21 protein-coding genes are annotated in these 26,969 nt (G+C 75.1%); 5 read left to right on the top strand and 16 right to left on the bottom strand.

Features of this window, described 5'->3' with window-relative positions; all coding sequences use genetic code 11:
• Nucleotides 1–112: 112 nt before the first annotated feature.
• Nucleotides 113–1,108 (bottom strand): VOC family protein, encoded by a 996-nt coding sequence (locus SK069_RS13040; RefSeq protein WP_319954678.1) that lies wholly within the window; start codon nucleotides 1,106–1,108, stop codon nucleotides 113–115.
• A 154-nt stretch (nucleotides 1,109–1,262) separates the two neighbouring features.
• Between SK069_RS13040 and SK069_RS13035 the strand changes: the two genes are divergently transcribed.
• The gene (locus tag SK069_RS13035) at nucleotides 1,263–2,765 is read left to right on the top strand and encodes an AAA family ATPase (protein ID WP_319954677.1); all 1,503 of its coding nucleotides are present in this window, start codon (nucleotides 1,263–1,265) and stop codon (nucleotides 2,763–2,765) included.
• A gap of 114 nt (nucleotides 2,766–2,879) precedes the next feature.
• On the opposite strand, the gene SK069_RS13030 is transcribed toward SK069_RS13035, so the two are convergent.
• Complete coding sequence (locus SK069_RS13030) at nucleotides 2,880–5,720, bottom strand: outer membrane protein assembly factor BamB family protein (RefSeq protein ID WP_406628289.1); 2,841 nt, start codon at nucleotides 5,718–5,720, stop codon at nucleotides 2,880–2,882.
• 321 nt (nucleotides 5,721–6,041) lie between these two features.
• The gene (locus tag SK069_RS13025) at nucleotides 6,042–7,826 is read right to left on the bottom strand and encodes an acetyl-CoA carboxylase biotin carboxylase subunit (protein ID WP_319954676.1); all 1,785 of its coding nucleotides are present in this window, start codon (nucleotides 7,824–7,826) and stop codon (nucleotides 6,042–6,044) included.
• A 219-nt stretch (nucleotides 7,827–8,045) separates the two neighbouring features.
• Here SK069_RS13025 and SK069_RS13020 point away from each other — a divergent pair, with 219 nt between their 5' ends.
• Nucleotides 8,046–9,908, top strand: coding sequence for a putative bifunctional diguanylate cyclase/phosphodiesterase (locus SK069_RS13020; RefSeq protein ID WP_319954675.1), 1,863 nt, complete (start codon nucleotides 8,046–8,048; stop codon nucleotides 9,906–9,908).
• A 12-nt stretch (nucleotides 9,909–9,920) separates the two neighbouring features.
• On the opposite strand, the gene SK069_RS13015 is transcribed toward SK069_RS13020, so the two are convergent.
• The 7 genes from SK069_RS13015 to SK069_RS12985 all read right to left on the bottom strand — a co-directional run bounded on the left by SK069_RS13015 (nucleotide 9,921) and on the right by SK069_RS12985 (nucleotide 17,634).
• A complete protein-coding gene (locus SK069_RS13015; RefSeq protein WP_319954674.1) occupies nucleotides 9,921–11,969 on the bottom strand; it encodes a helix-turn-helix transcriptional regulator in 2,049 nt (682 codons plus the stop codon).
• A gap of 118 nt (nucleotides 11,970–12,087) precedes the next feature.
• Entirely contained in the window at nucleotides 12,088–13,389 is a 1,302-nt protein-coding gene (locus SK069_RS13010; protein ID WP_319954673.1) for a sulfate adenylyltransferase subunit 1, read from the bottom strand.
• Entirely contained in the window at nucleotides 13,389–14,306 is a 918-nt protein-coding gene (cysD, locus tag SK069_RS13005; protein ID WP_319954672.1) for a sulfate adenylyltransferase subunit CysD, read from the bottom strand. Before cysD ends, SK069_RS13010 begins: the two co-directional genes overlap by 1 nt.
• A 17-nt stretch (nucleotides 14,307–14,323) precedes the next feature.
• Nucleotides 14,324–15,220 carry a sulfite exporter TauE/SafE family protein gene (locus SK069_RS13000; protein ID WP_319954671.1) on the bottom strand — a complete coding sequence of 299 codons (897 nt, stop codon included), beginning with the start codon at nucleotides 15,218–15,220 and terminating at the stop codon, nucleotides 14,324–14,326.
• Nucleotides 15,221–15,245: 25 nt separating this feature from the next.
• Nucleotides 15,246–15,926, bottom strand: coding sequence for a phosphoadenylyl-sulfate reductase (locus SK069_RS12995; protein ID WP_319954670.1), 681 nt, complete (start codon nucleotides 15,924–15,926; stop codon nucleotides 15,246–15,248).
• A gap of 158 nt (nucleotides 15,927–16,084) precedes the next feature.
• Complete coding sequence (gene cysC, locus SK069_RS12990; RefSeq protein ID WP_319954669.1) at nucleotides 16,085–16,753, bottom strand: adenylyl-sulfate kinase; 669 nt, start codon at nucleotides 16,751–16,753, stop codon at nucleotides 16,085–16,087.
• Nucleotides 16,750–17,634: a Stf0 family sulfotransferase gene (locus tag SK069_RS12985; RefSeq protein ID WP_319954668.1), complete on the bottom strand. Its 885-nt coding sequence runs from the start codon at nucleotides 17,632–17,634 to the stop codon at nucleotides 16,750–16,752. The genes cysC and SK069_RS12985 overlap by 4 nt, the downstream gene beginning before the upstream one ends.
• Nucleotides 17,635–17,655: 21 nt before the next feature.
• On the opposite strand from SK069_RS12985, the gene SK069_RS12980 reads away from it, so the two are divergent.
• Nucleotides 17,656–18,984 (top strand): sulfatase family protein, encoded by a 1,329-nt coding sequence (locus SK069_RS12980; protein ID WP_319954667.1) that lies wholly within the window; start codon nucleotides 17,656–17,658, stop codon nucleotides 18,982–18,984.
• A 19-nt stretch (nucleotides 18,985–19,003) separates the two neighbouring features.
• On the top strand, nucleotides 19,004–19,873 hold the full coding sequence (locus SK069_RS12975; protein ID WP_319954666.1) for a PHP domain-containing protein: 870 nt from the start codon (nucleotides 19,004–19,006) through the stop codon (nucleotides 19,871–19,873).
• 46 nt (nucleotides 19,874–19,919) lie between these two features.
• On the opposite strand, the gene SK069_RS12970 is transcribed toward SK069_RS12975, so the two are convergent.
• From SK069_RS12970 to SK069_RS12960, 3 genes are all read right to left on the bottom strand, one after another.
• The gene (locus tag SK069_RS12970; protein WP_319954665.1) at nucleotides 19,920–20,783 is read right to left on the bottom strand and encodes a formylglycine-generating enzyme family protein; all 864 of its coding nucleotides are present in this window, start codon (nucleotides 20,781–20,783) and stop codon (nucleotides 19,920–19,922) included.
• Nucleotides 20,784–20,901: 118 nt separating this feature from the next.
• The gene (locus SK069_RS12965; protein ID WP_319954664.1) at nucleotides 20,902–21,795 is read right to left on the bottom strand and encodes an FkbM family methyltransferase; all 894 of its coding nucleotides are present in this window, start codon (nucleotides 21,793–21,795) and stop codon (nucleotides 20,902–20,904) included.
• A 6-nt stretch (nucleotides 21,796–21,801) separates the two neighbouring features.
• Entirely contained in the window at nucleotides 21,802–22,005 is a 204-nt protein-coding gene (locus SK069_RS12960) for a hypothetical protein (RefSeq protein ID WP_319954663.1), read from the bottom strand.
• Between the two features lie 185 nt (nucleotides 22,006–22,190).
• On the opposite strand from SK069_RS12960, the gene SK069_RS12955 reads away from it, so the two are divergent.
• Nucleotides 22,191–22,472 (top strand): hypothetical protein, encoded by a 282-nt coding sequence (locus tag SK069_RS12955; protein ID WP_319954662.1) that lies wholly within the window; start codon nucleotides 22,191–22,193, stop codon nucleotides 22,470–22,472.
• 13 nt (nucleotides 22,473–22,485) lie between these two features.
• Here SK069_RS12955 and metX read toward each other — a convergent pair whose 3' ends face one another.
• The 3 genes from metX to SK069_RS12940 all read right to left on the bottom strand — a co-directional run bounded on the left by metX (nucleotide 22,486) and on the right by SK069_RS12940 (nucleotide 26,881).
• A complete protein-coding gene (gene metX / locus SK069_RS12950) occupies nucleotides 22,486–23,673 on the bottom strand; it encodes a homoserine O-acetyltransferase MetX (protein WP_319954661.1) in 1,188 nt (395 codons plus the stop codon).
• Between the two features lie 112 nt (nucleotides 23,674–23,785).
• Nucleotides 23,786–25,099 (bottom strand): O-acetylhomoserine aminocarboxypropyltransferase/cysteine synthase family protein, encoded by a 1,314-nt coding sequence (locus SK069_RS12945; RefSeq protein WP_319954660.1) that lies wholly within the window; start codon nucleotides 25,097–25,099, stop codon nucleotides 23,786–23,788.
• Between the two features lie 207 nt (nucleotides 25,100–25,306).
• Entirely contained in the window at nucleotides 25,307–26,881 is a 1,575-nt protein-coding gene (locus SK069_RS12940; protein WP_319954659.1) for an acyl-CoA carboxylase subunit beta, read from the bottom strand.
• Nucleotides 26,882–26,969: the final 88 nt, after the last annotated feature.

Genomic DNA, 26,969 nt, shown 5'->3' with positions numbered 1-26,969 from the left:
CCGGGCCCCGCCCTGCTTCTCGTCTCGGCCGCGGCCTCAGCGTCCGGGAAGCTCGGGCGCAGGGCACCCGGGAGGGCCGGGCCCCGCCCTGCTTCTCGTCTCGGCCGCGGCCTCAGGTCGTCGCGGCGAGCTCCTCCGGATCCCAGTCCTCGCGCGGGTCCGGGATCGGCTGCAGTCCGGCCTCGACCTCGGCGCGGCGGGGCTCGAGCCACGGCGGCAGGATGATCTTCCGGCCCCACTCCTCCCGCGGGTTGCGCGCCTCGAACCCCGGCTCGTCCGTGGCCAGCTCGTAGAGCACGCCGCCCGGCTCGCGGAAGTAGATCGAGTGGAAGTAGAAGCGGTCGACGAGGCCCGAGGTGTGCAGGCCGGCCGCGCGGACGTGCGGGTCCCAGGCCTCGTAGTCCGCCTCGCGGATGCCGAAGGCCACGTGGTGGACGGTTCCCGCGCCCTGCAGCGGGCGCTGCTCGGGCGCCGCATCGACGAGCACGTGCGCGCCGCGCCGGTCCGAGCGCAGCTCGTGGGCGCTCAGGGGCGCCCGGCCGGTCGCGGCACCGCCGGTCCGGTCCACCGTCGCCGGGTCGTCGACGCGGCGCGCGCCGAGCGGGCCCTCGAGCGCGGTCGCGGTGGCGCCCGGGTTGCGGCTGTACAGCCGCACCCCGGCGAACCCGCGCAGCGCGACCTCCGCCGGGATCCGCGGGTGGACGGCCGAGAGCGGCTCGTCGGGCGAGTCGTCCACGACGAGCTCGAAGCCCAGGCCCTCGGGATCCTCGAACCAGAGCGCGTCGCCGACGCGGCGGTTCGGCAGGCCGTACCGCGTGAGGCGCTGCTCCCAGAAGGCCAGGGCGTCGACGTCGGCCACGCGGTACCCGATGCGGTGCACCATGCCGGCGCCGTCCCGCCCGCGCGGCAGCCCGCGGACCTCGAACATCGTGAGGTCCGCGCCCGGCTGCGCGTCCTCGTCGGTGAAGAACAGGTGGTACATGTCCGGCGCGTCCTGGTTCACCGTCTTCGCCGCCAGGCGCAGCCCGAGGACGCCGGTGGCGAACTCCGTCGCCGCGCGGCCGTCGCCGGTCATGGTCGAGATGTGGTGGATGCCGTCGATCTGCATGGTCCCCGCCCTTCATTTGTTGCGGACGCAACAACGATGATACGCCTCTCCCGGCCGCGGTCAAGGGCGGCACCCGGGCGTGACCGATGACGCATCCGGGGCGTGGCGCAGGCCGGAGAGCGGGACCGATCCCGGACCTAGCCTGCGACGCACCGTGACCGCCACCGCCCTCCGCCCCACCCCGAGCCGGCGTCGCGCTGGCCGTCCTCCCGCCCGTCCGGGCACCGCACGGCCCGCCGCCCGCTCAGCCGACGGCGCCTCGCTGCACGACCTGCGCGAGCGCCGCGACGCCGCGCGCTTCGTCGGGCGCGAGCCCGAGCTCGCGCGCCTCCTCGACCCCGCCGACGACGCGTCGATCGTGCTGCTGCACGGGCCCGCCGGCGTCGGCAAGAGCGCGCTGCTGCGGCGCCTGGAGCAGCGCGCCCGCGACGCCGGTCGACCCGTCGCCCGGCTCGACCTCGACGCCGGGGACGACCTGACCGCCGTCGCCGACGCCGTCGCGGCGCTCCCCGCCGACGGACCGTCGCTGCTGCTGCTCGACGCGACCGACGGCGTCGTCCACCTGCACGGGCACCTGCAGCGCCGGGTCCTGCCCGACGCCCCGGCGGGCCTGCGGGTCGTCCTCGCCGCCCGCCGGGACCCGAGCGCGCGCTGGAGCGACGAGGGATGGGACGCGCTCGTCGCGCGGATCCCGCTCGAGCCCCTGGACCGCACCGCGGCCGAGGCGCTGCTCGCGCAGCGCGGCGTCCCGGCGGAGCGCCACGAGCGGCTCCTGCGGTGGTCGCGGGGCCTGCCGCTGGCGCTCGTGCTCGCGGCCGACGCCGAGCAGGGCGCGGCGCCGGGCGGGCTCGCCCAGGAGCTCCTGCACCGGCTGGCCGGCGACGAGCTCGCGGCGGCGGACCCCGACGTGCTCGCCGTCACCGCGATCCTCCCGGCGGTCGACGGCCGCCTCCTCGCCGGCGTCCTCCCCGGCCTCGACGGCGACGCTGCCGAGGCGTGGCTGCGCGCGCGCACCGTGAGCCGCGAGGTCGGCACCCGCGTCGGGCTGCACGACCACCTGCGCGCGGCGCTCGCGGCGGAGCTGCGTCGCCGCGCCCCGCTGCAGGAGCGCGCCCTGCGGCGGACGATCGCCGACCACCTGCACCAGCGCGCGACCCTCGGCGAGCCGTGGCTGCTCGACGACCTCGTCGAGGCCGTCCCGACCGCCGCGGACCGCGCCGCGCTGCGGGCGGTCGTCGCCGCCGGCGGGGCGCGCCCCGAGGACGTCCACGCTCGCGTGCTGGCGACGCTCGGGGTCGCGGTCCCCGCCGTGGATCGCGGCGCGCTCTGCGTGGCGGTCGTCCGCGACGCGCTGCGCGCGTTCCACGACCCGCTGACCCTCGCTGCCAGCCCGCTCGCGCGCGGGGCGGGACCCGAGGAGCGGGCCGCGAGCGTCCGCCGCCGCCTCGCCGCCGGCATCGAGCGGGCCTTCGGCGCCACGCCGGACGAGCAGCTCCAGCGCGCGGTGCTCCAGCGGGGCTACCTCGACGCCGACCGCGGCCACGGCCCCGCCGCCCGCGAGCTGCACCTCAGCCGCTCGGCGTACTTCCGGCGCCTGGCGTCGGCGACCGAGCGCCTCGCGCTGCTCCTCGGCCAGGAGCGTCCGTCTCGCGCGTGAGGACGCACGGGATCGTGCGGCGTCTCCCGAGTCCGGTTGCGCTCGGTAGACGACCTCCGCGGTCGAGGAGGACGTCACCCGGACCGCTCGTGCCGCTCGGGCAGCGCCGGCTGCTCAGGGGATCGACCGGGAGGCGGAGACGCCGCGCGCGCCCGTCCGGAGGCGCACCCGCACGTCGCCAGCGCGGCTCCCCGGAACGACGATGATCGTCGTCCTGCGCGTCACGCGCAGGCGCGACCGGGCGACCCGCCAGCGCCCGCAGCCGACCCGGACCTGCACGTCGACGCGGACCGGCGTCCTCGCGGTCACCCCGGGCACCTTCAGCGCGATGCGCACCGACGAGCCGACGCGCCGCACGCGACGGATCACGGGCCGACGGACCCCCGTCGCGCGGGCGGCCCGGCAGGTGCGCACTGCCGGCGGCGGCGCCAGGGGCACCCGCCCTACGTCAGGGCGCGTCACCTGCGGCCGCAGCGTCAGCAGCGCGGCGAGGACCGCCTCCGCGGCACCGGCCGGGCGCGCGGGCGAGTCCTCCGCGGCGGCCGGCGTCTCGTCCGCTCCGGTCCCGACGTCCCCCCCGTCGGGCGCCCGCGGATCGTCCATGGCCGGGATCACGCGCTCGATCGACGCCTCGTTGCCCGCCGCGTCTGTCCCCTGCGCACGGATCACGATCGGGCCCTCCGCGACGACCTGCTGCGGGCACCAGGGGTGAGCCGAGCTCGCGACGTCCCCAGAGCGCACCTCGCAGGTGCGCTCCACCACGGGCGACTGCTCCGTCTCGCGGCCACGATCCACGACGAGCTGCGGGAGCTCTACGACACTGCCGCGCCGGACCGGACCCGGGTCGCCGCCGAGGAGCTCGAGGACCGGGGGCGTCGTGTCGATCCCGAACGCGTAGCGCTGCTCGGGCGATACCCGTGCCCATCGATCGCGCGCCCGAACGGCGACTTCGTGCCGTCCATCCCGGTCGGCGATCCCTTGCTCGCCGCGTCCGACCGCAATCCCCTCGCACGCCACCCACGCGGGCGCGTCGTCGAAACGGCACTCGGCTTGCCGCGGCTCGGCCGGCGGCGCGACGTCGAACGCGACCGCCACCCGGCGCTGCCACGGCAGGTTCACGTGATGCGTGCCCGGGTCGGCGAGCGTCCGGGTCACCCGGAACCCCCAGTCGTCGGCACGGCGCACCTCGAGACGCGCCGACCCGTACTCCTCGTTCCCCGCCCGGTCCCAGCTCCGCAGCTCGACTTGGTAGCGCCCCGAGCGCGGTACCGCAACGATCCACGGCGACCGGCAGTCCTCGTCGACCACGTCCTGCTCCTCGGGTCCGACGAGCCGGCAGCGGACGACGTCGGTCGGCCGCTCGTCGTCGATCGTGAACCGGACGGCCAGGTCCGGACCGAGCTCCGGATCGCCGAACGGCTCGATCGTGATCCGGGGTGACGTGCCGTCCTGTTCCCAGCTCGCCTCGTCCGGGTCGCTGACGTTCCCAGCGACATCGATCGCGCGCACGCGGAACCGGTGCGTGCCGTCCCGCTCGTCACGGGTCGAGAACCCCTGCTGGCAGGCGCGCCAGGGACCGCCGTCGATCTGGCACTCGAAGCGGGCGAGCGGATCGTCGGAGGCATAGTCGAAGATCCCCTCCGTCGGGCCACCGACGAGGTCCGTCGGCCGGCGGGTGATCCGGACGGTCGGTGGCGTGCGATCGACGGTCAGGACGTACCGGGATGGGGGCAGGTCGTCAGCCTGGAACCACAGGTCGTGCTCACCCTCGGTTTCGAGCTCCGGAGTCGTCCAGTTGGACCCGCAGGGTTCCCAGGGACCTGCGTCGAGACGGCATCGCGCGGTCCGTCCCTCCTCGATCTCCAGTGGCACGGTCACCCGCCGCTCTCTCGTCGTGTCGGGGTAGTCGCTGAGGCCCTCGTTGTCCGCCAGCACCGTCCGGAGCCGGCGCAGCGCCACGCCGCGGGGCCCCGGCGTCAGGCGCACGTGATTCCCCAGCCGCGCGACCGTCGGCCCCGACCCGCTGACGAGACCTCCGACCGCGCCGCGCATGGTCCACTCCGACACCGGCTGCCCGTCGGACAGTCGCCGCACGCTGACGGTCACTTCGGGCCGGCCCGACGCTCCACGGGGGCGCTCGCGGACGGCGACGACCGCGTCGCCGTCGAGGCGGACGCTCACGCGGTCGTCCCCGTTGCGTTCCCGCAGCGGCACGCGCCAGCGCACCGAGCCGGACGCGTCGACCGCCACCAGCTCGGACCAGCCGTCCAGCAGCCACGTGCCGTCGCGAACTGCGATCGGGTCCGCGCGCGGTGGATCCGGCAACGTCGCGAGCGGCTCCCCCGTGGCCGCGGCGCGAAGCGTGACCGCCTCCGGAGAGGTGTCGGCCACGACACCGTCCGCGGCGATCGGGGGCGGCCCGGAGCCGAACGACGATCGGCATCCGGTTCGCTGCTGCTGCCGCCACAAGAGGTCGCCGGTGCCGGCGTCGTGCACACGAAGCTCGCAGGTGGCGCGGCTGAAGACCCTGCCCTCCGCTACCGACAGCGCACGTCCCATCGTGCGCTCCCACACCACCGTCCCCGTCGCGCGATCAAGGCGCCGCACCCGGGCGAGCTCCTCCGACGCGGACGTCCCGTAGTAGACCGCGTTCCCGTCGATTGCCACGCCTCGCGGAATCGGGTCGCCGCCGTCGGGGACGTATCGCCAGAGCCGCCGGCCGTCGTGGGCGTCGAACGCCTCGACGCCCTGCGCACCGGAACCCTCCACGACGACAAGCCCCTCGGCCCCCCAGAGCTCCAGCGAAGGACGATCGTCCTGGAGTGCCTTTCCCGTCACGTACGGGAGCACCGTGCTCCACCGAGTCCGACCCGTCTCGGCGTCGACCGCGAGGAGCCGCGATCCACGGCGGCGTCGTTCGAGGCCGACGATCACGGCCGGGTCCTCAAGGGTCACGGTGTCGGTGGCGATCCAGCGCTCCCACGACGGGCGCACACCGTCCGCCCAAGACGCTGCCCGCGCGCCGTCCGCCCAGGCGCATCCCACCGCCAGCAGGAGGGCCGTCCACAGCAGTCGCCGCCCAGGAGTGGTCACCCCTGTTCTCTCGGCCGGTCGGCGTCCCGCCTTGAGCGACCCGGACCCGCCGGACGCACGACCTGCCGCGGCAGCGCGGACGACCGGTGTTCGTGGCGGGGGCCCAGCGGACGCCGGAACGACGACGGGCCGCCCTGGGGCGGCCCGTCGGCAGGTGCGCGGCCGAGGCCGGCGCGAGGCGCGCTACGCGTCGGCGGCCTTGATCGTCGCGATCAGGTCGCCGGTGTTGATGGGCTCGCCCTCCTTGGCGGCGAGCGTCGTGATCGTGCCGGCCTTGTGGGCCACGATCTCGTTCTCCATCTTCATCGCCTCGATGATGCAGATCAGATCGCCCTCGGCGACCTCCTGCCCCTCCTTGGCGACGACCTTCCACATGTTGCCCTGGATCGGGGAGGGCAGGTCGTCGGCGCCGCCGCCGGCGGCCTTCTTGCGCTCCGAGCGCTTCTTCGGGGCCGGACCGGCCGGCGCGGCACCGGCGGCACCGGCGACCGGCGCGAACGCGGTGCCGTGGACCTTGACGTCGAACTTGCGGCCGGAGACCTCGACGACGTAGTCGCGCGTGACCGTCTCCTCGTCGTCCTGCTCGACCGGGACGACCGGCTCGGCGGGCGCGGTCGACTTCAGCCACTCCTTGTCCTCGAGCAGCTCCGAGCAGGTGGATGCCTCGGCCCAGTTCTGCGTCGCGAAGATCGTCGCGTGGAACGGGATGAGGGTCGTGAGGCCCTCGATCTTGTACTCCGACAGCGCACGGCGCATGCGCTGCGTGGCCTGCTCGCGGTCCGCGTCCCAGACGATGAGCTTCGCGACCATCGGGTCGTACTGCGGCGAGACGACGCCGCCGGCGCCGACGCCGGAGTCGACGCGCACGCCCGGGCCGGTCGGCTCGAGGTACTCGCCGATGGCGCCCGGGGTCGGGGCGAAGTTCATCGGCGCCGACTCGGCGTTGATCCGGGCCTCGATGGCGTGCCCGCGCAGGACGACGTCCTCCTGCTGATACTCGAGCGGCAGGCCCGCGGCGGCCTTGATGCCCTGCTTGACGATGTCGATGCCGGTGACCATCTCGGTCACGCAGTGCTCGACCTGCACGCGGGTGTTCATCTCGAGGAAGAAGTACTCCCCGTCCTGGAGCATGCCCTCGATCGTGCCCGCGCCGACGTAGTTCACGGCCTTCGCGGCGTCGATGCCGATCTGCCCGATCTTCGCGCGCAGCTCCTCGTCGACGACCCACGGCGGCGCGGGAGCCTCCTCGATGAGCTTCTGGTGGCGACGCTGGATCGAGCAGTCGCGCTCGCCGAGGTGGATGCAGTTGCCGTGCTTGTCGGCGATGATCTGCACCTCGACGTGGCGCGGCTTGGGCAGGTAGCGCTCGAGGTAGACCGTGCCGTCGGAGAAGAACTTCTCGCCCTCGCGGGAGGCGCCCTCGAAGGCGTCCTTGAGCTTGTCCTCCGTCAGCGCGACGCGGAAGCCCTTGCCGCCGCCGCCGGAGGCCGCCTTCACCGCGACGGGGAAGCCGATCTCGTCCTTCGCGATCCGCAGCGCGTCCTCGTACGTGTCGACCGGCTCGGTCGTGCCCGGCACGATCGGCACGCCGGCCTTCTGCATGAGCTCGCGGGCCTTCGTCTTCGAGCCCATCGCGTCGATCGCCGAGGCGGGCGGCCCGATGAAGGTGATGCCCTCGGCCTCGAGGCGCTCGACGAACGCCGCGTTCTCGGAGAGGAAGCCGTAGCCGGGGTGCACGGCGTCGGCGCCGGACTCCTTCACGACCTCGACGATCTTGTCGACGTTGAGGTAGCTCTTCGCCGCCTCGGCCGGACCGAGGAGGTACGCCTCGTCGGCGCGCTGGACGTGGAGGGCGTCGCGGTCGAGCTCGGAGTAGACGGCGACCGTCTTGATCCCCAGCTCCTCGCAGGCGCGCATCACGCGGATCGCGATCTCTCCACGGTTGGCGATGAGGATCTTCCCGAACATAGGCCGCCGGAATCTATTGGATCGCGCGCGGCGTCCGCCGTGCGCGTCGGGCGCACCCGCCGGGTGGCGGGGCGCTCGCGTGGACGGCGACGCGGCCCCGCCACGGGACCGGCCGGGCGGCGCCCGCTGGGGGACCCCGGCGCCCGCGACGCCGCGCCGGACGCGACGGCGGTCCAGACGGTCGCCGCTCGACGGCCCGGGTCCAGTAGAACTGTCGGCGTGAGCCAGCAGCGGGAGATCGGGACGGCCCGGGCCACCGACCTGCTCGCCGCCTGGGCGGTCCACTTCGCGGGGACGGCGGCCCGCGGGTTCGATCGAGCGGCGCAGGCCGCCGCCGCGGACCTCGGCACGAGCCTCGGCGTCGACCACCTGTCGCTCTCGCTCTCGCTGCCGTCCCGCGATCGCCGCGAGGTCGTCGCCTGGTCGACCGCGGGCGAGATCGGCGACGTCCAGCGGCGCGCGCTCGTCGACCTCGCCGGCGACGAGCCCCTCGTCGTCCCGGACCGCGACGCCCACGACGTCCCGCCGGCACTGCGCGCCGCGCTCCTGGACGCCGACCTCGGCGCCGTGGTGCTCGTGCCCCTCGGTGCCCCGAAGGACGATCCCGGGAACGGACCGGAGCTCACCCCCGGCAGCCACCTGCTCGCGGGACGGCGCTCCGGCAGCCCCTGGTCGCCGGACCAGACCGCGGTGCTCCGCGGGGCGGGACGGGTCGCCGCCGCGACGTACCTCGTCGCGCGCGGCGTCGCCGGCGCCGAGCACCATCCCGCCGTCGCCGAGGCGCTGCGCTCGATCGGCCACCGCGACCCGGTCACGGGACTCGGGAACCGCACCGGCCTGCGCGAGCACCTCGACCGCATCATCGCCGAGGGCCCCGGCCCGGTCGCGGTCGCGTTCGTCGACCTCGAGCGCTTCAAGCGGATCAACGACACGCTCGGGCACCTCCTGGGCGACCTGCTGCTCGAGCGGGTCGCCGAGCAGCTCACCGCCGCGATCCGGAGCGCCGGCGCGCCCGAGGGCACCACCGCCTTCCGCTTCAACAGCGCGGACTTCGTCGTCGTCATCCCCGGCGGCGGCGAGGAGGCCGCCGAGGACCTCCTCGGCGTGATCGCCGCGGCGATGGTCGAGCCGGTGGACGTCAACGGCCACCGCGTGTCCCTGCAGTCGCGCGGCGGGATCGCGGTCGGTCCGCGGGACGGGGGCACCGCCGACCAGCTCATCGGCGCGGCCGATCTCGCGATGCTCGCCGCGAAGGCCCGCGGCACGACCCGCGAGACCTTCACGCCCGAGCTCGCCGAGCGCGCCCGCATGCGGCTGGCGATCGAGGAGCGGCTGCCGCGGGCGCTCGAGGACGGGGGGCTGAACGTCGTCTACCAGCCGCTGCTGCGCCTCGCCGACCGCTCCCTCTTCGGCGTCGAGACCCTCGCGCGCTGGAAGGACCGGGAGCTCGGCACCGTGAGCCCCGGGGAGTTCGTGCCGATCGCGTCGGCGACCGGCTCGATCGTGGCGCTCGGCCGGGTGGTCCTCGACCTGACGCTCCGCCAGGCGCGCGAGTGGCGCCGTGCCGGCTCCGTCGCCCCCGCCGCGGTGAACGTCAGCGCCGAGGAGCTGCGGACCGAGGACTACGCCGACGTCGTGCTCAACGCGCTGCGCGCCCACGGCCTGCCGGCGGGCGCGCTGGAGGTCGAGATCTCCGAGGCGACGATGATCGACCACGACGAGGCCGCGATCCACACGCTGCGCCGGCTCGAGGCCGCCGGCGTCCGGCTCGCGCTCGACGACTTCGGTGCGCGGTTCTCGAGCCTCGCGCACCTGCGCAACGTGCGCCTGCACCACATCAAGCTCGACCGCGACCTCGTCGAGCGGGTGGACAGCTCGACGACCGACCGCGCGATCGTCAAGGCGGTGGTCGACGTCGCCCGCGCGCTGCAGGCCGACGTCACCGGCGAGGGCATCGAGCGCGAGGCGACGATCGACGCGCTGCTCGAGCTCGGGGTCGACGTGGGTCAGGGCCACGCGCTCGCCCGGCCGGGCAGCCCGGACCAGGTCATGGACCTGCTCGTCCGCCCCGCCGCGGACTGAGCGCGCCCGTCCTCAGTCGGACGCGACGGCGTCGGCGTCCGCGGGCAGGCCGACCGCGGCGAGCTGCGTCCGCCCCCGCACGCCGAGCTTCGCGTAGACGTGCTTCAGGTGGGTGGCGACGGTGTTCGGCGAGAGGTGGAGCGTCCGGGCGATCTCCGCGTTCGTCAGCCCGGCGACCGCCGCGCGGGCGACGCGGAGCTCCGCCGGGCTGATCGCGTCGCGGTCGCGCGCCGGGCGTCGGCGACCGCCGGCGAGCCGCAGCTCGCCGGCCGCCAGCCGGACCAGGCCACCGGCGCCGGCGGCCTCGCTCGTCGCGAGGGCGGCGGAGAGCGGCGCTCGCGCGTCGACCGGCCGGCCGCTCCGGCGCAGGGCCGCGCCGAGGGCGAGCTGCGCGACGGCCCGCTCGAGCGGCAGGTCGACGGACCCCAGCCGCGCCAGCGCCTCGTGGAACCCGGCGATCGCGCCGTCGAGGTCGCCGTCGTGCTCGGCGAGCCGCGCGCGGCAGAGGGCGAGGGCGAACGCCGGCCAGACGCCTGGATGGCCGTCGGCGAGCTCCGCCAGCAGCGCCGTGACGCGGCCGGCGTCGTCGCGTCGACCGGCGAGCAGCTGGGCCTCGACGCCCTGGGCGAACCACGGGGTGTGGTTCGGCTCGCGCACGCCGGCGTCGGCGAGCCGACGCTCCATGCGCGCGAACGCGTCGGCCGCCCGCGGGTCGCGCTCCTCCAGCCGGGCGATGCCCTCGGCCCACGCGTGCCAGAGCGGCACGATCCAGGCGACCCCCTCGGTCGGGACCGCCACCGGCTCCTGCCGCGCGCCGCGTCGCGCGAGGACGAGATCGCGCAGCGATCGCGCGACGGGGACGGCGAGGGGCGTGCCGGCGAGCTGGCGCGCGCGGTCGGCCCCGCGGAGCGCCTCGGCGAGCCGCCCGCGCCGGATGAGGTGGTTCGCCCGGAAGAGCTCCACCATCGAGACCGCGTCGTCGGCCCCGGCCTCCACGAGGCGCTCGAGGGCCGCGTCCAGCGCGGCGAGGCTCTCGTCCAGCAGGTCCGCGAACTGCGCCGCGTGCGCGTACGGGTAGAGGTCGGCGACGGGGGAGACGAGCTCCGTCGTCGTCCGCGACGAGGCGACGGGCTCGGGCTCGAGGCGCACGCCGCGCGCGACGGCGGCGCGCAGCGCCGCGTGGTCGCCGCACTCCGCCGCGACTTGGTCGCGGGACACGCGCGCGCGGGAGCGCAGCGCCTCCGGCCCGTCCTGCGCCATGGCGACCGCCCGCTCGTTGTAGGGGAGCGCGCGGGCCGGACCGGCCACCGCCCAGCCGGTCGTCGCGTGGTCCAGGAGCGCGCCGACCGCGGCGACTCGATCGTGGTCGGCGGCGAGCTCCACGGCGCGGTCGAGCGCCGTCGCACCGAGGTCGCCGGCCCCGGTGAGGTACTCCGCCCGTCCGAGCAGCCCGAGGGCGTCGATCCGCCCCGGGAGGTCGAGCGCGGGATGCAGGAGCGCGGCACGGGCCGCGTCCCCGGCCTCGGCGGCGCGCCCGGCCGCCAGCAGCGCCGTCGCCCAGCCGCGCAGCAGCTCCGGGCGCGCCTCGTCGCCCCGCGCCAGGACCGCCGCTCCGAGGACGCGCAGCGCGCGGTCGATGGCTCCGCGTCGCAGCGCGTCGGCCCCGGATCGCTCGAGGAGCTCCACGAGCTCGCCGTCGCCGGCGACATCGCCCTCCAGCGCGTGCTCGGCGGCCTCGGCGACCCGCCCCCGGCGCGCGAGCTCGCGCGCCGCGCGAGCGTGCATCCGCCGGCGGGCGGTGGGCGCGACGTCGGCGCGGAGGCGTGCCGCCGCCGCGGCGTCCGCGAACCGGGCGCGGCCGTGGTCCTCGGTGAGGAGCGTCCCGTCCCGGACGAGCGAGGCGACCGCCGCGTCGGCGCGCCGCTCCGGCAGCCCGGCGACCACCCCGACGGCGTCGACGGGGAACGGCGCGGCGAGGAGCGCAGCGGCGATCGCCGCGAGGCGCTCGTCGGCGGGGGTCGGCGCAGCGCCGCCGCCGCGCGCGCGTTCCGGGGACGACATGGATCCGAGCCTAGCCCCGGGCCGCTGAGGATCACCAGTTCCGGGGTTGCGGATGCGGTCGTCCGCCCCGACCGTGGCGTCGTGCGCTGACCGGACGCCCCGCGAGTGGTTCGCCGCCCTAGCGGATCATCCCGCCGGCGACCGTGTCGTTCGTGCCCTCGTCGATGAGGATGAACGCCCCGGTCGCGCGGTCCTGCTCGTACGGGTCGGCGACGAGGGGACGCTTCACGCGCAGGCGGACGCGGCCGATGTCGTTCAGCCCGAACGCGTCGACCGGGCCGGCCTCGCGCTCCAGGGTGTGCAGGTCGACGCGGTCCAGCAGGGCCTCGACGCGCGCCTGGGTCGTCGTCGTGAGGTGCTTGACGAGCAGCCGGGCGCCGGGGCGCAGCGGCGTCTCGCTCATCCAGCAGACGTCGGCCTCGAGCTCGCGCAGGACCTGGGCCTCGTGCTCGTCGTCGAGTCCGACGAGGACGTCGCCGCGGCTCACGTCGAGGTCGTCCGCGAGGTGGACGGTCACCGAGAGCGGCGGGGCGGCCTCGTCGAGGTCGCCGGTCAGCGTCTCGATCCGGGCGATCGTCGACTCCTTGCCGGACGGCAGGACGCGAACCGCGGAGCCCGGACGCAGGATGCCGCCGGAGACCTGCCCCGCGTACCCGCGGTAGTCGTGCAGCTCCTGGGAATCGGCGTCCCCGGGGCGGATGACCCACTGGACCGGGAAGCGAACGTCGGTGAGGTTGCGGTCCGCCGCGATCTGCACCGTCTCGAGGTGCTCGAGGAGCGTCGGATGATCGGCATCGGCGCGGTACCAGTCCGGCGAGTCGCCGTGCTCGACGACGTTCGTGCCCTGGAGCGCGCTGATCGGGATGACGTGGATGTCCGGGATCCCGAGCCGGCGCGACATCTCGGTCGTCTCGGCCTCGATCGCGCGGAACCGGTCCTCGTCCCAGTCGACGAGGTCCATCTTGTTCACCGCGAACGTCACGTGGCGCAGGCCCAGCAGCGACGCGATGAACGTGTGGCGCCGGGTCTGCTCCACCACCCCGTTGCGGGCGTCGACGAGGACGATCGCCAGGTCGGCGGTCGAGGCGCCGGTGACCATGTTGCGCGTGTACTGCACGTGCCCGGGGGTGTCGGCGAGGATGAAGCTCCGCGCCCCGGTCGTGAAGTAGCGGTAGGCGACGTCGATCGTGATGCCCTGCTCCCGCTCGGCCCGCAGGCCGTCGGTGAGCAGCGAGAGGTCGACGACGCCCTCGCCGTGACGACGGACGGAGGCCTGCTCGACCTGCTCGAGCTGGTCGGCCAGGACGCTCTTCGTGTCGTAGAGCAGGCGGCCGATGAGCGTCGACTTGCCGTCGTCGACGGAGCCGGCGGTCGCGACCCGCAGGAGGTCGGCGGAGGTGAGCTGGTCGGCGGCGGACACTAGAAGTACCCCTGGGTCTTGCGGTCCTCCATGGCGGCCTCGGACGCGCGGTCGTCGGCCCGGGTCTCCCCCCGCTCGGTCACGCGCGTGGCGGCGATCTCGGCCACGACGTCCTCGAGCGCCGTCGCGGTCGACTCGACCGCCCCGGTGATCGTCAGGTCCCCGACGGTGCGGTACCGGACGCTCAGCCGCTCGACGGCCTCGCCCTCGCGCGGCTGGAGGAACGCGCTGACGGCGTAGAGCATCCCGTCGCGGCGCAGCACCTCGCGCTCGTGGGCGAAGTAGATCGGCGGGAGCTCGAGCCGCTCCTCGGCGATGTACTGCCAGACGTCGAGCTCGGTCCAGTTGGAGATCGGGAACACCCGCACGTTCTCGCCCTGGCGGATCCGGGTGTTGTAGAGGCTCCAGAGCTCGGGCCGCTGGTTCTTCGGATCCCAGCCGCCGAAGTCGTCGCGGAAGCTGAAGATCCGCTCCTTCGCGCGGGCGCGCTCCTCGTCGCGGCGCGCGCCGCCGAAGCACGCGTCGAAGCGGTGCTCCTCGATGCAGTCCAGCAGCGTCTGCGTCTGCTGCTGGTTGCGCGAGCCGGTCATCCGCGCGGCGTCGTAGCCGTCGGCGACGCGACCGGCGTCGATCGTGTCCTGGACCTTCGCGACGATCAGCCGCTCGCCGAGCTCGGCGACGCGCCGGTCGCGGTAGTCCAGGACCTCCTGGAAGTTGTGCCCGGTGTCGACGTGCACGAGCGGGAAGGGGAACCGGCCCGGCCGGAAGGCCTTCTCGGCGAGGCGCAGCAGGACGATCGAGTCCTTGCCGCCGGAGAAGAGCAGCGCCGGGCGCTCGAACTCCGCGGCGACCTCGCGCATGACGTGGATCGCCTCCGCCTCCAGCGCGCGGAGCTTCGTCAGGGCGGGTTCGGTCATGGTCGAGGAAGGATCGCTCATACGGGAAGGGGCTCGAGGCGCCGGCGCCGCTGATGGCGGCGATGGACGTACGTGGCGAGGGCACCGGCGACGAGCGGCGCGACGACGATCGCCCACGGCGGGACGTCGGCGCCGGCCTTCGACAGCACGCCGAGCGCGCTGGCCAGCAGCACGCAGGCGAGCGCGGGGCGCAGGCCCGCCGCCGGCACGCGGGGCAGCAGCCAGGTCCCGATCCAGACGCCGGGGATCGAGCCGAGCAGCAGCGTGCCGGTGATGACGAGGTCGACGTTGCCCGCGACGCCGTGCGCGAGCGCGGCGGTCCAGAGGAGGATCGCGGCGTGGAAGACGTCGGTGCCGACGACCCGGTGCGGGGTCAGGCGGAAGACGAGGATGAGCGCCAGCCCGATGAGCGCGCCCGAGCCGACGGAAGTCATGCCGAGGATGACGCCCATCACCGCGCCGATCGAGACCGCCTGGAGCTTCACGCGCCGGGAGAGCTCGACCGTGTCGCGCTCGCGGTCGGCGGCACCCGGGTCGAAGAGGACGCGGTAGAGGATCGCGACGGCGACGATCGTCAGCGCGATCGCCACGCCGGTGAGGAGCACCGCGTCGAAGTCGTCGCCGACCGCGTCGTGCAGCCGGTGCACGAGCCAGACGCCGACGAGCGAGCCGGGGACCGACCCGAACGCGAGCCACTTGGAGACGCCGAGGTCGACGGTCCCGATCCGCAGGTGGCGCCAGCCGCCGACGGTCTTCGTGACCGCGCCGTACGCGAGGTCGGTGCCGATCGCCATCGTCGGTGGAACGCCGCCGGCGAGGATCAGCAGCGGCGTCATCAGCGACCCGCCGCCGATGCCCGTCAGGCCGACGAGCACGCCGACGACGAGGCCGAAGAGGATGAAGAGCGGATCCATGCGCGGCGGAGCGCGAGGACGCCGGTCAGGCGTCCTCGAGGTGCAGGCCGCACTCGGTCTTGTCGTTGCCGGCCCAGCGGCCCTCGCGGCCCGCGCCCGGGCGCGTGCAGGGCACGCAGCCGATCGACGCGTAGTCGCGGTCGTGCAGCGGGTTGTACGGCAGGCCCTCGCGCATGACGTGGCGCCAGACGTCCTGGTCGCTCCAGTCCGCCAGGGGGTTGACCTTCACGAGGCCGAAGGCGGCGTCCCACTCGACCTTCGCGGCGGTCGCGCGCGCCGGCGACTGGTCGCGGCGGATGCCGGTGATCCACGCGTCGAGCTCGGCGAGCCCGCGACGCAGCGGCTCGACCTTGCGGATCGCGCAGCACTGCGACGGATCGCGCGCCCAGAGCTGATCCCCGTAGCGCTCGGCCTGCTCGGCGAGCGTCGGGCCGCGCCAGCGCTCGATCGTCGTGTCGTAGCGCTCCTCGACCTGGCGCCAGAGGTCGTAGGTCTCCTCGAACAGGAGGCCGGTGTCGAGCGCGAACACGCGAGCGTCGGGCCGGACGGAGAAGATGAGGTCCAGCAGGACCGACTCCTCCTTCTGGAACGAGCACGCCAGCGCGATCCGCGGGTGGTAGCGCTCGAGCGCGTACGCGACGACGTCGCGGGCGCTGGCGGACTCGAGGTCCGGCAGCTCGAGCTTCGCGACGGCGTCCGTGGGCATCAGGCGGGCAGCGGCCGGGGGTCGAGGGAGACACCGGCCGGGCCATCCAAAGTAGCAACACGGACCCGGAATTCAGCCATTCCAATCGGCCGAACGGCCATTCCGTGCCGGAATCCGGTCGGGGCGCGCCACGCCGGTCCGTCGAGGATGCCCGGCCCCTACCGCGGCGGGTCCACGGTGGCGACCGCCGGACCCGTGTCCGCGAGCGCGGCGACGATCCGGGCGACGGCGGCGTCGACGTCCTCGTGGGCGGTCCGCACGCGGACCTCGGGCTGGAGCGGCGGCTCGTACGGCGAGCCGTCCCCGGTCATGTCGGGCAGGCCGCCGTTCGTCGAGCGGGCGTACAGCCCCTTCGGGTCGCGGCGGCGGCACTCCTCCAGCGGCGTGTCGACGAAGACCTCGACGAACGGCAGCGCGGCGGCCGCGTGCAGGGCCCGGACCCACCAGCGGTCCTCGCGGAACGGCGAGACGAGCGACGCGACGGCGACCCCTCCCGCGTCGGCGAAGAACCGCGCGACGTGGCCGACGCGGCGGACGTTCTCGCTCCGTCCCGCCCGGTCGAAGCCCAGGTCGCCGGACAGCCCGTGGCGGACGTTGTCGCCGTCGAGCAGGTAGGCGAAGCGCCCGGCCGCGACGAGCTCGCGCTCGAGCTCCACGGCGATCGTCGACTTGCCCGAGGCCGGCAGCCCGGTGAGCCAGACCGTGGCGCCCTGCTGGTCGAGCGCCCGCCAGCGGTCCTCGCGGGCCAGGTGCCCCTCGTGCCACTTCACGTGCGGGCTGCGCCGCTCGGCGCTGTGCGCCTCGGCGTCCCGCAGGGGGTCGCTCACGTCGCCTTCTCCTCGGCGAGGAAGCGCTCGCGCCACGCGCCCGACGTGCCGTTGGCCTGCCGGCGCATCCGGGGCGTCGCGAACCCCGCGGCGGGCTCGTCCTCGATGCCGAGCTCGCCGAGCAGCGCCCGGACCGTCGGCTCGAGGGCGGGGACGAGGTCCTCGTAGACGACGACCCGCACCGGGGTGATGCCGTGCTGGGCGAACCAGGCGTCCCAGGACGCCTCGCCGGACGCGAGCAGGTCGCGCAGGTGCGCGATGGCGCCGCGGTGGTAGACGGGCTCGGCCGGGGAGCCCGGGGCCGCCGCGCCACGGGCGGTCGCGTCGGCCGCGGCGATCGCCGAGGACGCGCCGGCCGCCTCGCCCTCGTCGCGCCAGCGCTGGGTCTGGATCGCGCGCCACAGCGAGATCGCCTGCCCGAGCTTGTCGGCCCGCCGGACCTGGACGTACGCCACGTCGCCGCCGCCGGCGAGGGCGCGGGAGATCGTCGTCGGGTCGTCGAGCCCCGGCTCCCCGAGGGCGAGGCGCGCCCCCGCGAGGAAGTCGCCGAGGTAGCCCCACATGAGCTTCGTCCCGAACACGCCGTTGGCGGTCGTGCCCTCCGCGATGGCGCGGTCGATCCGCTCCGCGGCGTCGTCCGCGTCGATCGCCCGGTGGATCTCGCGAGGCGGCAGCAGGGCGAGCAGCTCCGCGTCGCCCACGTCGCGGAAGTAGTCCCGGGGCTGGTGCGGGAGCCCGGTGTCGGCGAGGCGCTGGAACGGCTCCTCCGGGCGGCCGGCGACGGCGGAGGCGCGTAGGGTCTCGCAGAGCAGCGTGCTGCCGCTGCGCGGGGTCGCCGCGACGACGTACGAGCGACGCGGCGGATTCTCTGGAAAACCCATCGGATTCATAGTATTCGCCTGGTGGCCGCTCGTCGACCCAACGTCCTGTACCTGCACTCCCACGACACCGGTCGCTGGGTCCAACCGTACGGGCACGCGATCGCCACGCCCCGGATCCAGCGGCTCGCGGAGGAGGGGCTGCTCTTCCGCCAGGCGTTCTCCGCCGCGCCGATCTGCTCCGCCAGCCGCGCCGCGCTCCTCACCGGCGAGTACAGCCACACCGGCGGCATGCTCGGACTGGCGCACCGCGGGTGGCAGCTCCTGGACTACGAGCACCACCTGCTCCACACCCTCGCCGACGCCGGCTACCGCACGGCGCTCGTCGGCGAGCAGCACCTCTCCGCCACGCCCGAGGTCCTCGGCTACGAGGACGTGCTGCCGGTCCCCGACACGACCCAGGAGCACGTCGCGCCCGCCGCGGCCGCGTGGCTGCGCGACCGCGCCGGCGACGAGCGCCCGTTCTTCCTCTCCGTCGGGTTCTTCGAGACCCACCGCGAGCTGCGCGAGGCCCCGGAGGAGGAGGCGCGGTACGTCGCCGTGCCGGCGCACCTGCCCGACACGCCGGAGGTCCGCACCGACGTCGCGGCCTTCAAGCGCTCCGCGGCGGCGCTCGACGTGGGCGTCGGCGTCGTCCTCGACGCGCTCGCCGAGAGCGGCGCGGCCGACGACACGCTCGTCGTCCTCACCACCGACCACGGTCCCGCCTTCCCCGGGGCCAAGGCGACCCTCACCGACCGCGGGATCGGCGTCCTGCTCGTCGTCCGCGGCCCCGGCGGCTTCACCGGTGGGCGGGTGAGCGACGCGCTCGTCTCGCAGATCGACCTCTTCCCGACGATCGTCGACCTCCTCGGGGTCGAGCGGCCGGCGTGGCTCCAGGGGCACTCGCTGCTGCCCCACGTGGCCGACGCGAGCGTCGAGGTGAACGACGCGATCTTCGCGGAGATGACCTTCCACGCCGCCTACGAGCCCCAGCGCGCCGTGCGCACGCGGCGCTTCAAGTACATCCGCCGCTACGACGACGAGCACGTCGGACCGGTGCTGCCCAACGTCGACGACAGCCCCTCCAAGCAGATCCTCACCGACGCCGGCTGGGCCGAGCGGGCGATCCCGCCGGAGCAGCTCTACGACCTGCACTTCGACCCGGGCGAGACCGTCAACCGCGTCCCCGACCCCGCGTACGAGACCGTCCTGGCCGAGCTGCGCGAGCGCCTGGATCGGTGGATGGAGGAGACCGACGATCCGCTGCGCACCGGGCACGTCCTGCCGCCCGACGGCGCGCTCCTGAACCGCCGCCACCAGCGCTCGCCGCGCGAGCCGACCTACGTCTTCGAGTCCGGCGGCGGCATCTGACCGCCGCACCCGCACCGCCATGCTCCGCTTCGACCTGCAGTCCCACTCCACCGCGAGCGACGGCGCCCTGGCGCCCGCCGACGTCGTGCGCGCGGCCCACGCGGCCGGCGTCGAGCTGCTCGCCCTCACCGACCACGACAGCGTCTCGGGGATCGACGAGGCGCTGGCGGCCGCCGACGAGCTCGACGGCATCGCGCTCGTCCCGGCGATCGAGGTCTCGTCCCTGGACGGCGACCGCGCGGACCTGCACGTCTGCGGCTACGGGATCGACCATCGCGACCCGGCCCTGCGCGCGACGCTCGAGGAGTGGCGCGCCGACCGCGTGGGGCGCAGCGACCGGATGGTGGCGGCGCTGCGCGAGCTCGGCTGGGCGGTCGACGACGCGCCGCTCGTGGCGCGTCGCGAGGCCGGGGGCACGATCGGCCGGCCGCACGTCGCCGCCGCGGCGTTCGACCATCCCGACAACGCCGAGCGGCGGGCGGCGGAGGGCCTGGAGACGGCGACCGACCTGCTCGTCGCGTACCTGACGCCCGGGGCACCGGCCTTCCGCGAGCGCACCCGGCCGACGGTCGCCGAGGCGATCGACGTCCTGCACGCCGCCGGAGGCGTCGCCGTCTGGGCGCACCCGTTCTGGGACGTCGAGGCGCCCGCGGCCGTGACCGAGCGGCTCGAGCGGTTCGCCGGCCTCGGCCTCGACGGCGTCGAGGCCTTCTACCCGAGCTTCGACGAGGCGCAGACGCGGTTCCTCGTCGGGGAGGCGGAGCGCCTCGGCCTGCTGAGCACCGGCTCGGCCGACTTCCACGGACCGGAGCACCCCGTCTTCTCGCGGTTCCGGTCGTTCGAGACGTACGACCTGACGCCGCGGCTCGGCCCGATCGCCCCGGCCTGACGCCGCGGCGGCCGACGCGCGGCGCCGTGCCGCGGAGCGGACGGCGTCAGGCGTCCGCGGCGCAGCGAAAGCCCTGGTGCCCCGTCGTGCCGGCGGGGTCCGCGGCGCTGCGGGCGGCGACGCGGTAGCGCTCGCAGTACGAGACGTGGCAGAGGTGCGATCCGCCGCGGATCGCGACGGGCGCGCCGGCCAGCGGCAGCGCTCCCGGCCCGGGCGCGATCCATGGGTCGGCGGTCCACTCCCAGACGTTGCCGGCCACGTCGTGGAGGCCCAGCCCGTTCGGCGGGAAGGCGTCGACCGGGCTCGTCCCGCGCCAGCCGTCCTCCCCGGTGTCCTCGTCCGGGAAGCGCCCCTGCCAGACGTTGCAGCGGTGCCGTCCGCGCGGCTCGAGCTCGTCGCCCCAGGGGAACCGGCGGCCCTCGAGGCCGCCGCGCGCCGCGCGCTCCCACTCGGCCTCGGTCGGCAGCCGCAGCCCCGCCCACGCGCAGAACGCCAGCGCGTCGTCCCGGGACACGTGCACGACGGGGTGGTCCTGGCGCTCCTCGACCGTCGAGCCGGGGCCCTCCGGCGCGCGCCAGGACGCGCCGTGGACCTGCCGCCACCACGGCGTCGCGGCGATCGCCCGGGTCGGCGGGTGGTCGGCCGGCAGGTGGCCCGCGAAGACGAACGACCAGCCCTCGCGCTCGGCGAGCGTCCGGTGGCCGGTGGCCGCGACGAAGGCGGCGAACCGCCGGTTCGTCACGGGATGCGCGTCGATCCGGAACGGCGCGAGCGCGACGCGTCGGACCGGGCCCTCCCCGTCGCCGGGGATGGCGCGCTCGTCCTCGTTGCCCATGAGGAACGACCCACCGGGGACATCGAGCAGGCGCGCCCCGGGGTCCCCGGGTCCGGTGTTCGGGCTCGCGGGCACCCGTCCGAGGCTACGCGAGCCCGAGCACCGGTCCCCGGTCGCCGGCGAGCACGGCGCCGGCCCCTCGGCGTCGACGGGGCCGATCCGGGCCCCGGGGGAGCCGCCGACCGCGTCCCCGTCAGCGCGGCCCCGGCAGGAGCGCCGCCAGCTGGCCGCCGGGACCGCCGATCGGCGTGGGGCGCTCGAGGTTCTCGACCCGGTAGCCGTGCGTCGCCGCCCACGCCACGACGCCGTCGGCGGTGTCGTGCGTCTCGACGACGAGCACCGGGCGGTGCGCGGCGACGGTCCGCTCGAGCCCGTCGAGCACCCCGAGCTCGGCGCCCTCGACGTCGATCTTCACGACGTCTGGGATCCGCACCGCGGGATCGTCGAGCAGGTCGTCGAGCCGCAGCGCCGCGGCGGCGATCCGGCGGCCCTCCGCGCGGCCGGCGACGGTCTGCGCCAGGTGCGCCCAGGCGCCGTCCCCCGGCAGGACGAGCTCGACCTCCCCGGCCTCGCGCCAGGCCGCGGCCTGCAGGGAGCGCACCCACGGCATCGCGTTGAGCGCCGCGATCGCCGCGACGGACGAGGCGTGCTCCGGTACGGGGTCCAGCGCGAGGACCTGACCCTCCGGTCCGACGATCCGGCCACCGAGCGCCGCGAAGTAGCCGATGTTCGCCCCGACGTCCCAGAGGACGCCGCCGACGGGCAGGTGGCGGCGCAGGGCCTCGGCGACGGGGGGCTCGACGGCGCCGCGCACGAGCAGCCCCGCCTGCGCGTGGTCGATCCGCAGCAACGCGCTCGGCACGAGCAGGCCGACGGCGGGGCCGCCGGCGATCCGCACCGGCCCGGTGCGGACGGCCGCGTCGAGGAGGTCGAGGACCGCGGCGCCGGGACCGCGCCGGGCGGCGCGCCACGCCTGCAGGCGCGGGCTCGGCACGCGGGTGCCGAGCCGGAGCGCCCGCGACAGCGCCTGGGTGCGCAGCGGGCGGACCGCCGGCCGCGCGGGCGCGCGGACCTCGTGCGGCAGCACGGGCGGTCAGTCGGCCCAGGGGTGCGCGTCGGGGGCGCGGCGCACGCCCTCCAGGCGCGCCGCGCGGGTCCACGCGTCGGTCCGCTTCGGAGCCGGAGCGGCGAGCGTCGTGTCGCGCAGGAACTGCTCGACGGCGGCCACGAGCGCGGCCGCCTCCTCCGGGGACGCGGAGGCGGGAACGTCGATGCGCACGTCGGGATCGCCGGCCATGGCGCCAAGGGTACCGCCGCTGCGCGTCCGCTCACCGGCTCGCCGGACGCCGACCACCCGGCGGTCGGAGCGGTGCAGGGAGCGGCGAAGCGACATTCGACGTGCACGGGTCGCCGAAATCGGGCATGATCGGAATGCGCCCTTCCCCCATGGGGCGTCCGGGCCCCCGCCCACTGGAGATTCCGATGGTTCCCCCGCTCCTCGCGACCGCCGCGGTCGCGATCCTCCTGATCCTCGCCGGCACGCGCGGGCAGCGACCCGGGCGCGTGCTGCTCGGCGGTGCGCTGCTCACCGCGGCGGCGCTCGCGACGCTCGTGCTCGTCCTGCCGCTCGCGCTCGGCATCGCGGCCGGCTGGGTGGTCGCGTCGATCGGCGTCGGCCTCAGCGCCGCCGGCGCGTCGATCGCGCGCAGGGCGCCGACGCCGGCGCCGCGGCGGTCGCGGCCGTCCTCGGCCGCCACGGCCTAACGCACGAGCCCGCTCAGGGCTCCAGCGCCGCCGCGACGACCGCGAGGTAGTCGGGCAGCGCCAGCAGGAACGAGTCGTGGCCCCACGGCGAGGTCAGCGACCGACGGACGACGCCGACGCCCGCGGCGGCCAGCTCGCGGGCGATCCGGTCGCTGTGGGGCGGTCCGAACCGCCAGTCGCTGTCGAAGCTCACCACCGTCGCGTGGGCTCCGGCGGCCGCCGCGGCGGCGAGCCGCGCCGGGTCCCGGAACGGGTCGAAGTGGTCCATGACCCGCGTCAGGTAGAGGTAGCTCAAGGGGTCGAAGCGGTCCAGGAACGTCGCTGCCTGGTGGTGGAGGTAGTGCTCGACCTCGAAGTCCGGGGCCAGCCACTCCGCGCCGCTGGCGGGGAGCGCGCCACCCGGCGCGCGCCGCGCGCGGTCGAACTTCCGCTCGAGCGCCTCCTCGGAGACGTACGTCACGTGGCCGATCATCCGCGCGGCCGCGAGCCCCGCGTCGGGGCGGCGCCCGGTGCCGTGGTACCGGCCACCCTGGAAGTCGGGATCGCGGAGGATCGCCTCCCGGGCGGCGGTCGAGAGCGCGATGCTCTGCGCGGACAGCCGCGCGCTCGCCGCGATGACGACGACCCGGTCCACGTCCTCGGGCGCCTGCAGCACCCATTCGAGCGCCTGCATGCCGCCGAGGGAGCCTCCGACGACCGCGTGGATGCGCCGGACGCCGAGATGGCGCAGCAGCGCCCGCTGCACCCGCACGAGGTCGCCGATCGTGAGGGCGGGGAAGTCGAGCCCGTAGGGCCGCCCGGTCGCGGGATCCGGCGAGGACGGGCCGGTCGTGCCCCGGCAGCCGCCGAGGAGGTTCGACGCCACGACGAACCAGCGATCGGTGTCGATCGGCCGGCCCGGCCCGATGAGGACGTCCCACCAGCCGCGCCGGGCGGGATCGCCGTGGTGGCCGGCCGCGTGCGCGTCGCCCGTCAGCGCGTGCGGCACGACGACGACGTTGCTCGCCGTGGCGTCGAGCGTCCCGTAGGTCTCGTAGGCGACCTCGACCGGCGCCAGGACGGCGCCGCGCTCGAGCTCGAGCGGCGCCTCCGGCGTGAAGAGGACCGCCTGCGACGTGCGCACGAGCCCGAGGCCGCCCGGGGTCCGCGGCACGCCGCGCGCGGCGGACGGCGAGGACTCGGCGGTGCGGGCGGTGCTCATGGCGGGGAGCTCCTGGCCCGCCGCGTCCCGACGGGGTGGGCTCGTCGGGACGCGGCGGCCAGGCCGTGGTCCCCTGCGTGGCGCGCGTGCGCGCAGGGGTCCGGCGGATCGGTCAGTCGGCGGCGACCGCCGACCGGGACTTCGTCAGGGCCTGGTCGAGGTCCGCGAGCAGGTCGTCGATGTGCTCCAGGCCGACCGACAGCCGCACGGTGTCCTGGGTCACGCCGGCCGCCGCGAGCTCGTCCTCGTTGAGCTGCGAGTGCGTCGTGGAGGCGTTGTGGATCGCCAGCGACTTCGCGTCGCCGATGTTCGCCAGGTGGCTGAAGATCGAGAGCGCCTCGATGAACGTGCGACCGCCCTCGTAGCCGCCGGCCACGCCGAACGTCACGAGCGCCCCGCCCCGCCCGCCGAGGGTCCGCTCGGCGACCTCGTGGTACGGGCTGGACTCCAGGCCGGGGTAGGAGACCCAGGTCACGGCATCGTGCTGCTCGAGGAACCGCGCGACGGCGAGGGCGTTCTCGTTGTGCCGCTCGATCCGCAGCGGCAGCGTCTCGATGCCCTGGAGGAAGAGGAACGCGTTGAACGGCGACAGCGCGGCGCCCGTGTTGCGCAGGAGCACCGTGCGCGCGCGCAGGACGTACGCGATCGGGCCGGCGGCCTCCGTCCAGACCACGCCGTGGTAGGAGGGATCGGGCTTCGTGAGGCCGGGGAACCGGTCGGCGTGGGCGTTCCAGTCGAAGCGGCCGCTGTCGACGATCGCCCCGCCGATCGACGTGCCGTGCCCGCCGATGAACTTCGTGAGCGAGTGGACGGCCACGTCGGCCCCGTCCTCGAAGATCCGCGCGCCGACCGGCGTCGGCACGGTGTTGTCGACGATCAGCGGGACGCCGACGGCGTGCGCGGCGTCGGCCCACGCCCGGACGTCGAGGACGTTGAGCTTCGGGTTGCCGATCGTCTCGCCGAAGACGAGGCGCGTGCGCTCGTCCGCCACGCGGGCGACCGCGCCGGGGTCGTCCGCGTCGACGAAGCGGACCTCGATCCCGTACTGCGGCAGCGTGTGGGCGAAGAGGTTGTAGGTGCCGCCGTAGAGCTGCGTGACCGAGACGATGTTGTCGCCGGCGCGCGCGATGTTGAGGATCGCGTACGTGATCGCGGCCTGGCCCGACGCCGTGACGAGGGCGGCCTGACCGCCCTCGAGCTGGGCGAGCCGCTGCTCCAGCACGTCCCAGGTCGGGTTCATGATCCGGGTGTAGATGTTGCCCGGCGTCTTCAGGGCGAAGAGGTCCGCGCCGTGCTGGACGTCGTCGAAGACGTACGAGGTCGTCTGGTAGATCGGGACGGCCCGCGCGTTCGTGGCGGAGTCCGGCTCCTGGCCGCCGTGGAGCGCGATCGTCTCGGGGCGGAAGGTGGGCTGCTCGTCGGTCACGGGTCGGCTCCTCGGTGGGGATCGGCTGCGGCGCAGTCCCCGGCGCCGCCCTCACGACGCCGGGGAGACCGGTCCGCAGCATCCCGCAGGTTCGGGATCCTCCGGCGCTCGGCGCGCCGCGAGACCTTTATACACAAATCCGATCAGGTTTGCGACTTTAAGTCGCCGGAGCGGCAGGCGCGCCGCGAGGCGACGCGCGCCCGCCGCCTACAGCGGGATGTTGCCGTGCTTGCGCTTCGGCTGATCGACGCGCTTCGTGCGCAGGACCCGCAGGGCGGTGGCGACCTTCGCACGCGTCTGCGACGGCTCGATGACGTCGTCGATGTACCCGCGCTCGGCGGCGACGTACGGGTTCGCGAAGCGCGCCTTGTAGTCGTCCATGAGGACCGTGCGGCGCTCGTCGGGCGTCGGGGAGCCGGAGATGTCGCGGCGGTAGATGATGTTCACCGCGCCCTCGGCGCCCATGACCGCGACCTCGGCCTGGGGCCAGGCGAAGTTCATGTCCGACCCGAGGTGCTTGGACGCCATGACGTCGTAGGCGCCGCCGTAGGCCTTGCGGGTGATGACCGTGACCTTCGGGACCGTCGCCTCGGCGTAGGCGTAGAGCATCTTCGCGCCGTGGCGGATGATGCCGTTCCACTCCTGCGACGTGCCCGGCAGGAAGCCCGGGACGTCGCAGAACGTGACGAGCGGGACGTTGAAGGCGTCGCAGGTGCGGATGAACCGCGCGGCCTTCTCCGACGCCTCGATGTCGAGCACGCCGGCCATCTGGTTGGGCTGGTTGCCCACGACGCCGATCGAGTGGCCCTCGATCCGGGCGAAGCCGCAGAGGATGTTGCGCGCGAAGTTCTCGTGGACCTCGAAGAACTCGCCGTCGTCCGCGACGAGCTTGATGACCTCGCGCATGTCGTAGGGCTTGTTCGGGTTCGCGGGGACGGCGTCGTTGAGCGCCGGCTCCTCGCGGTCGGCCGGGTCGCTCGTGGGGACGACCGGCGCGGTCTCGAGGTTGTTCTGCGGGAGGAACGAGAGGAGGTAGCGCGTCTCCTCGAGCGCGTGGTCCTCGTCCTCGAACGCGAAGTGCGCGACGCCGGAGCGCGAGCTGTGGGCGACGGCGCCGCCGAGCTCCTCGAAGCCGACCTCCTCGCCGGTCACCGTCTTGATGACGTCGGGACCGGTGATGAACATGTGGGAGGTCTCCTTGACCATCCCGATGAAGTCCGTGATGGCGGGCGAGTAGACCGCGCCGCCGGCGCACGGGCCCATGATCAGCGAGATCTGGGGGATGACGCCGGAGGAGTCGACGTTGCGCTGGAAGACGTCGCCGTAGGCGCCGAGCGAGACGACGCCCTCCTGGATCCGGGCGCCGCCCGAGTCGTTGATGCCGATGACCGGGCAGCCGATCTTCGCGGCCAGGTCCATGACCTTGCACATCTTCTCGCTCATGACCTCGCCGAGCGAGCCGCCGAAGACCGTGAAGTCCTGGCTGAAGACCGCGACCGGGCGGCCGTCGATCGTGCCGTGACCGGTGACGACGGCGTCGCCCCACGGCCGCTGCTTCTGCATGTCGAAGTCGTGCGTCCGGTGGCGGACGAACGTGTCGAGCTCCTGGAAGGAGCCCTCGTCGAGCAGCTTCTCGATCCGCTCCCGGGCGGTGTACTTGCCCTTGGCGTGCTGCTTCTCGACGGCCTTCTCGGAGGCCGAGTGGATCGCCTGGTGGCGCAGGTCCCGCAGGAGATCCAGCTTCTCCTCGAACGTCTCTGGCGACTGCAGGCGCTGGCTCATGAGGCCGCGGATGCTATCCGCGCGGCGGCGCGCGGCGTCGGTCGGCCCGTCGGCGACCCGACGCCCGGCCGGCTCGGGGCTCGGTCGC

Source organism: Patulibacter brassicae (assembly GCF_033949425.1).
In the GTDB taxonomy this organism is placed as follows: Bacteria; Actinomycetota; Thermoleophilia; order Solirubrobacterales; family Solirubrobacteraceae; genus Patulibacter; species Patulibacter brassicae.
Note: the sequence above shows the minus strand (reverse complement) of the source record. Positions and strands in the feature narration are given on the sequence as shown.

Bases quoted from the DNA above. Each gene is read 5' to 3' on its own strand.
- SK069_RS13040 (WP_319954678.1), bottom strand. From the start codon at position 1,108: ATGCAGATCGACGGCATCCACCACATCTCGACCATGACCGGCGACGGC.
- SK069_RS13025 (WP_319954676.1), bottom strand. From the start codon at position 7,826: ATGTTCGGGAAGATCCTCATCGCCAACCGTGGAGAGATCGCGATCCGC.
- SK069_RS13015 (WP_319954674.1), bottom strand. From the start codon at position 11,969: ATGTCGTCCCCGGAACGCGCGCGCGGCGGCGGCGCTGCGCCGACCCCC.
- cysD (WP_319954672.1), bottom strand. From the start codon at position 14,306: ATGACCGAACCCGCCCTGACGAAGCTCCGCGCGCTGGAGGCGGAGGCG.
- SK069_RS13000 (WP_319954671.1), bottom strand. From the start codon at position 15,220: ATGGATCCGCTCTTCATCCTCTTCGGCCTCGTCGTCGGCGTGCTCGTC.
- SK069_RS12995 (WP_319954670.1), bottom strand. From the start codon at position 15,926: ATGCCCACGGACGCCGTCGCGAAGCTCGAGCTGCCGGACCTCGAGTCC.
- SK069_RS12985 (WP_319954668.1), bottom strand. From the start codon at position 17,634: ATGGGTTTTCCAGAGAATCCGCCGCGTCGCTCGTACGTCGTCGCGGCG.
- SK069_RS12975 (WP_319954666.1), top strand. From the start codon at position 19,004: ATGCTCCGCTTCGACCTGCAGTCCCACTCCACCGCGAGCGACGGCGCC.
- SK069_RS12960 (WP_319954663.1), bottom strand. From the start codon at position 22,005: ATGGCCGGCGATCCCGACGTGCGCATCGACGTTCCCGCCTCCGCGTCC.
- SK069_RS12955 (WP_319954662.1), top strand. From the start codon at position 22,191: ATGGTTCCCCCGCTCCTCGCGACCGCCGCGGTCGCGATCCTCCTGATC.
- metX (WP_319954661.1), bottom strand. From the start codon at position 23,673: ATGAGCACCGCCCGCACCGCCGAGTCCTCGCCGTCCGCCGCGCGCGGC.
- SK069_RS12940 (WP_319954659.1), bottom strand. From the start codon at position 26,881: ATGAGCCAGCGCCTGCAGTCGCCAGAGACGTTCGAGGAGAAGCTGGAT.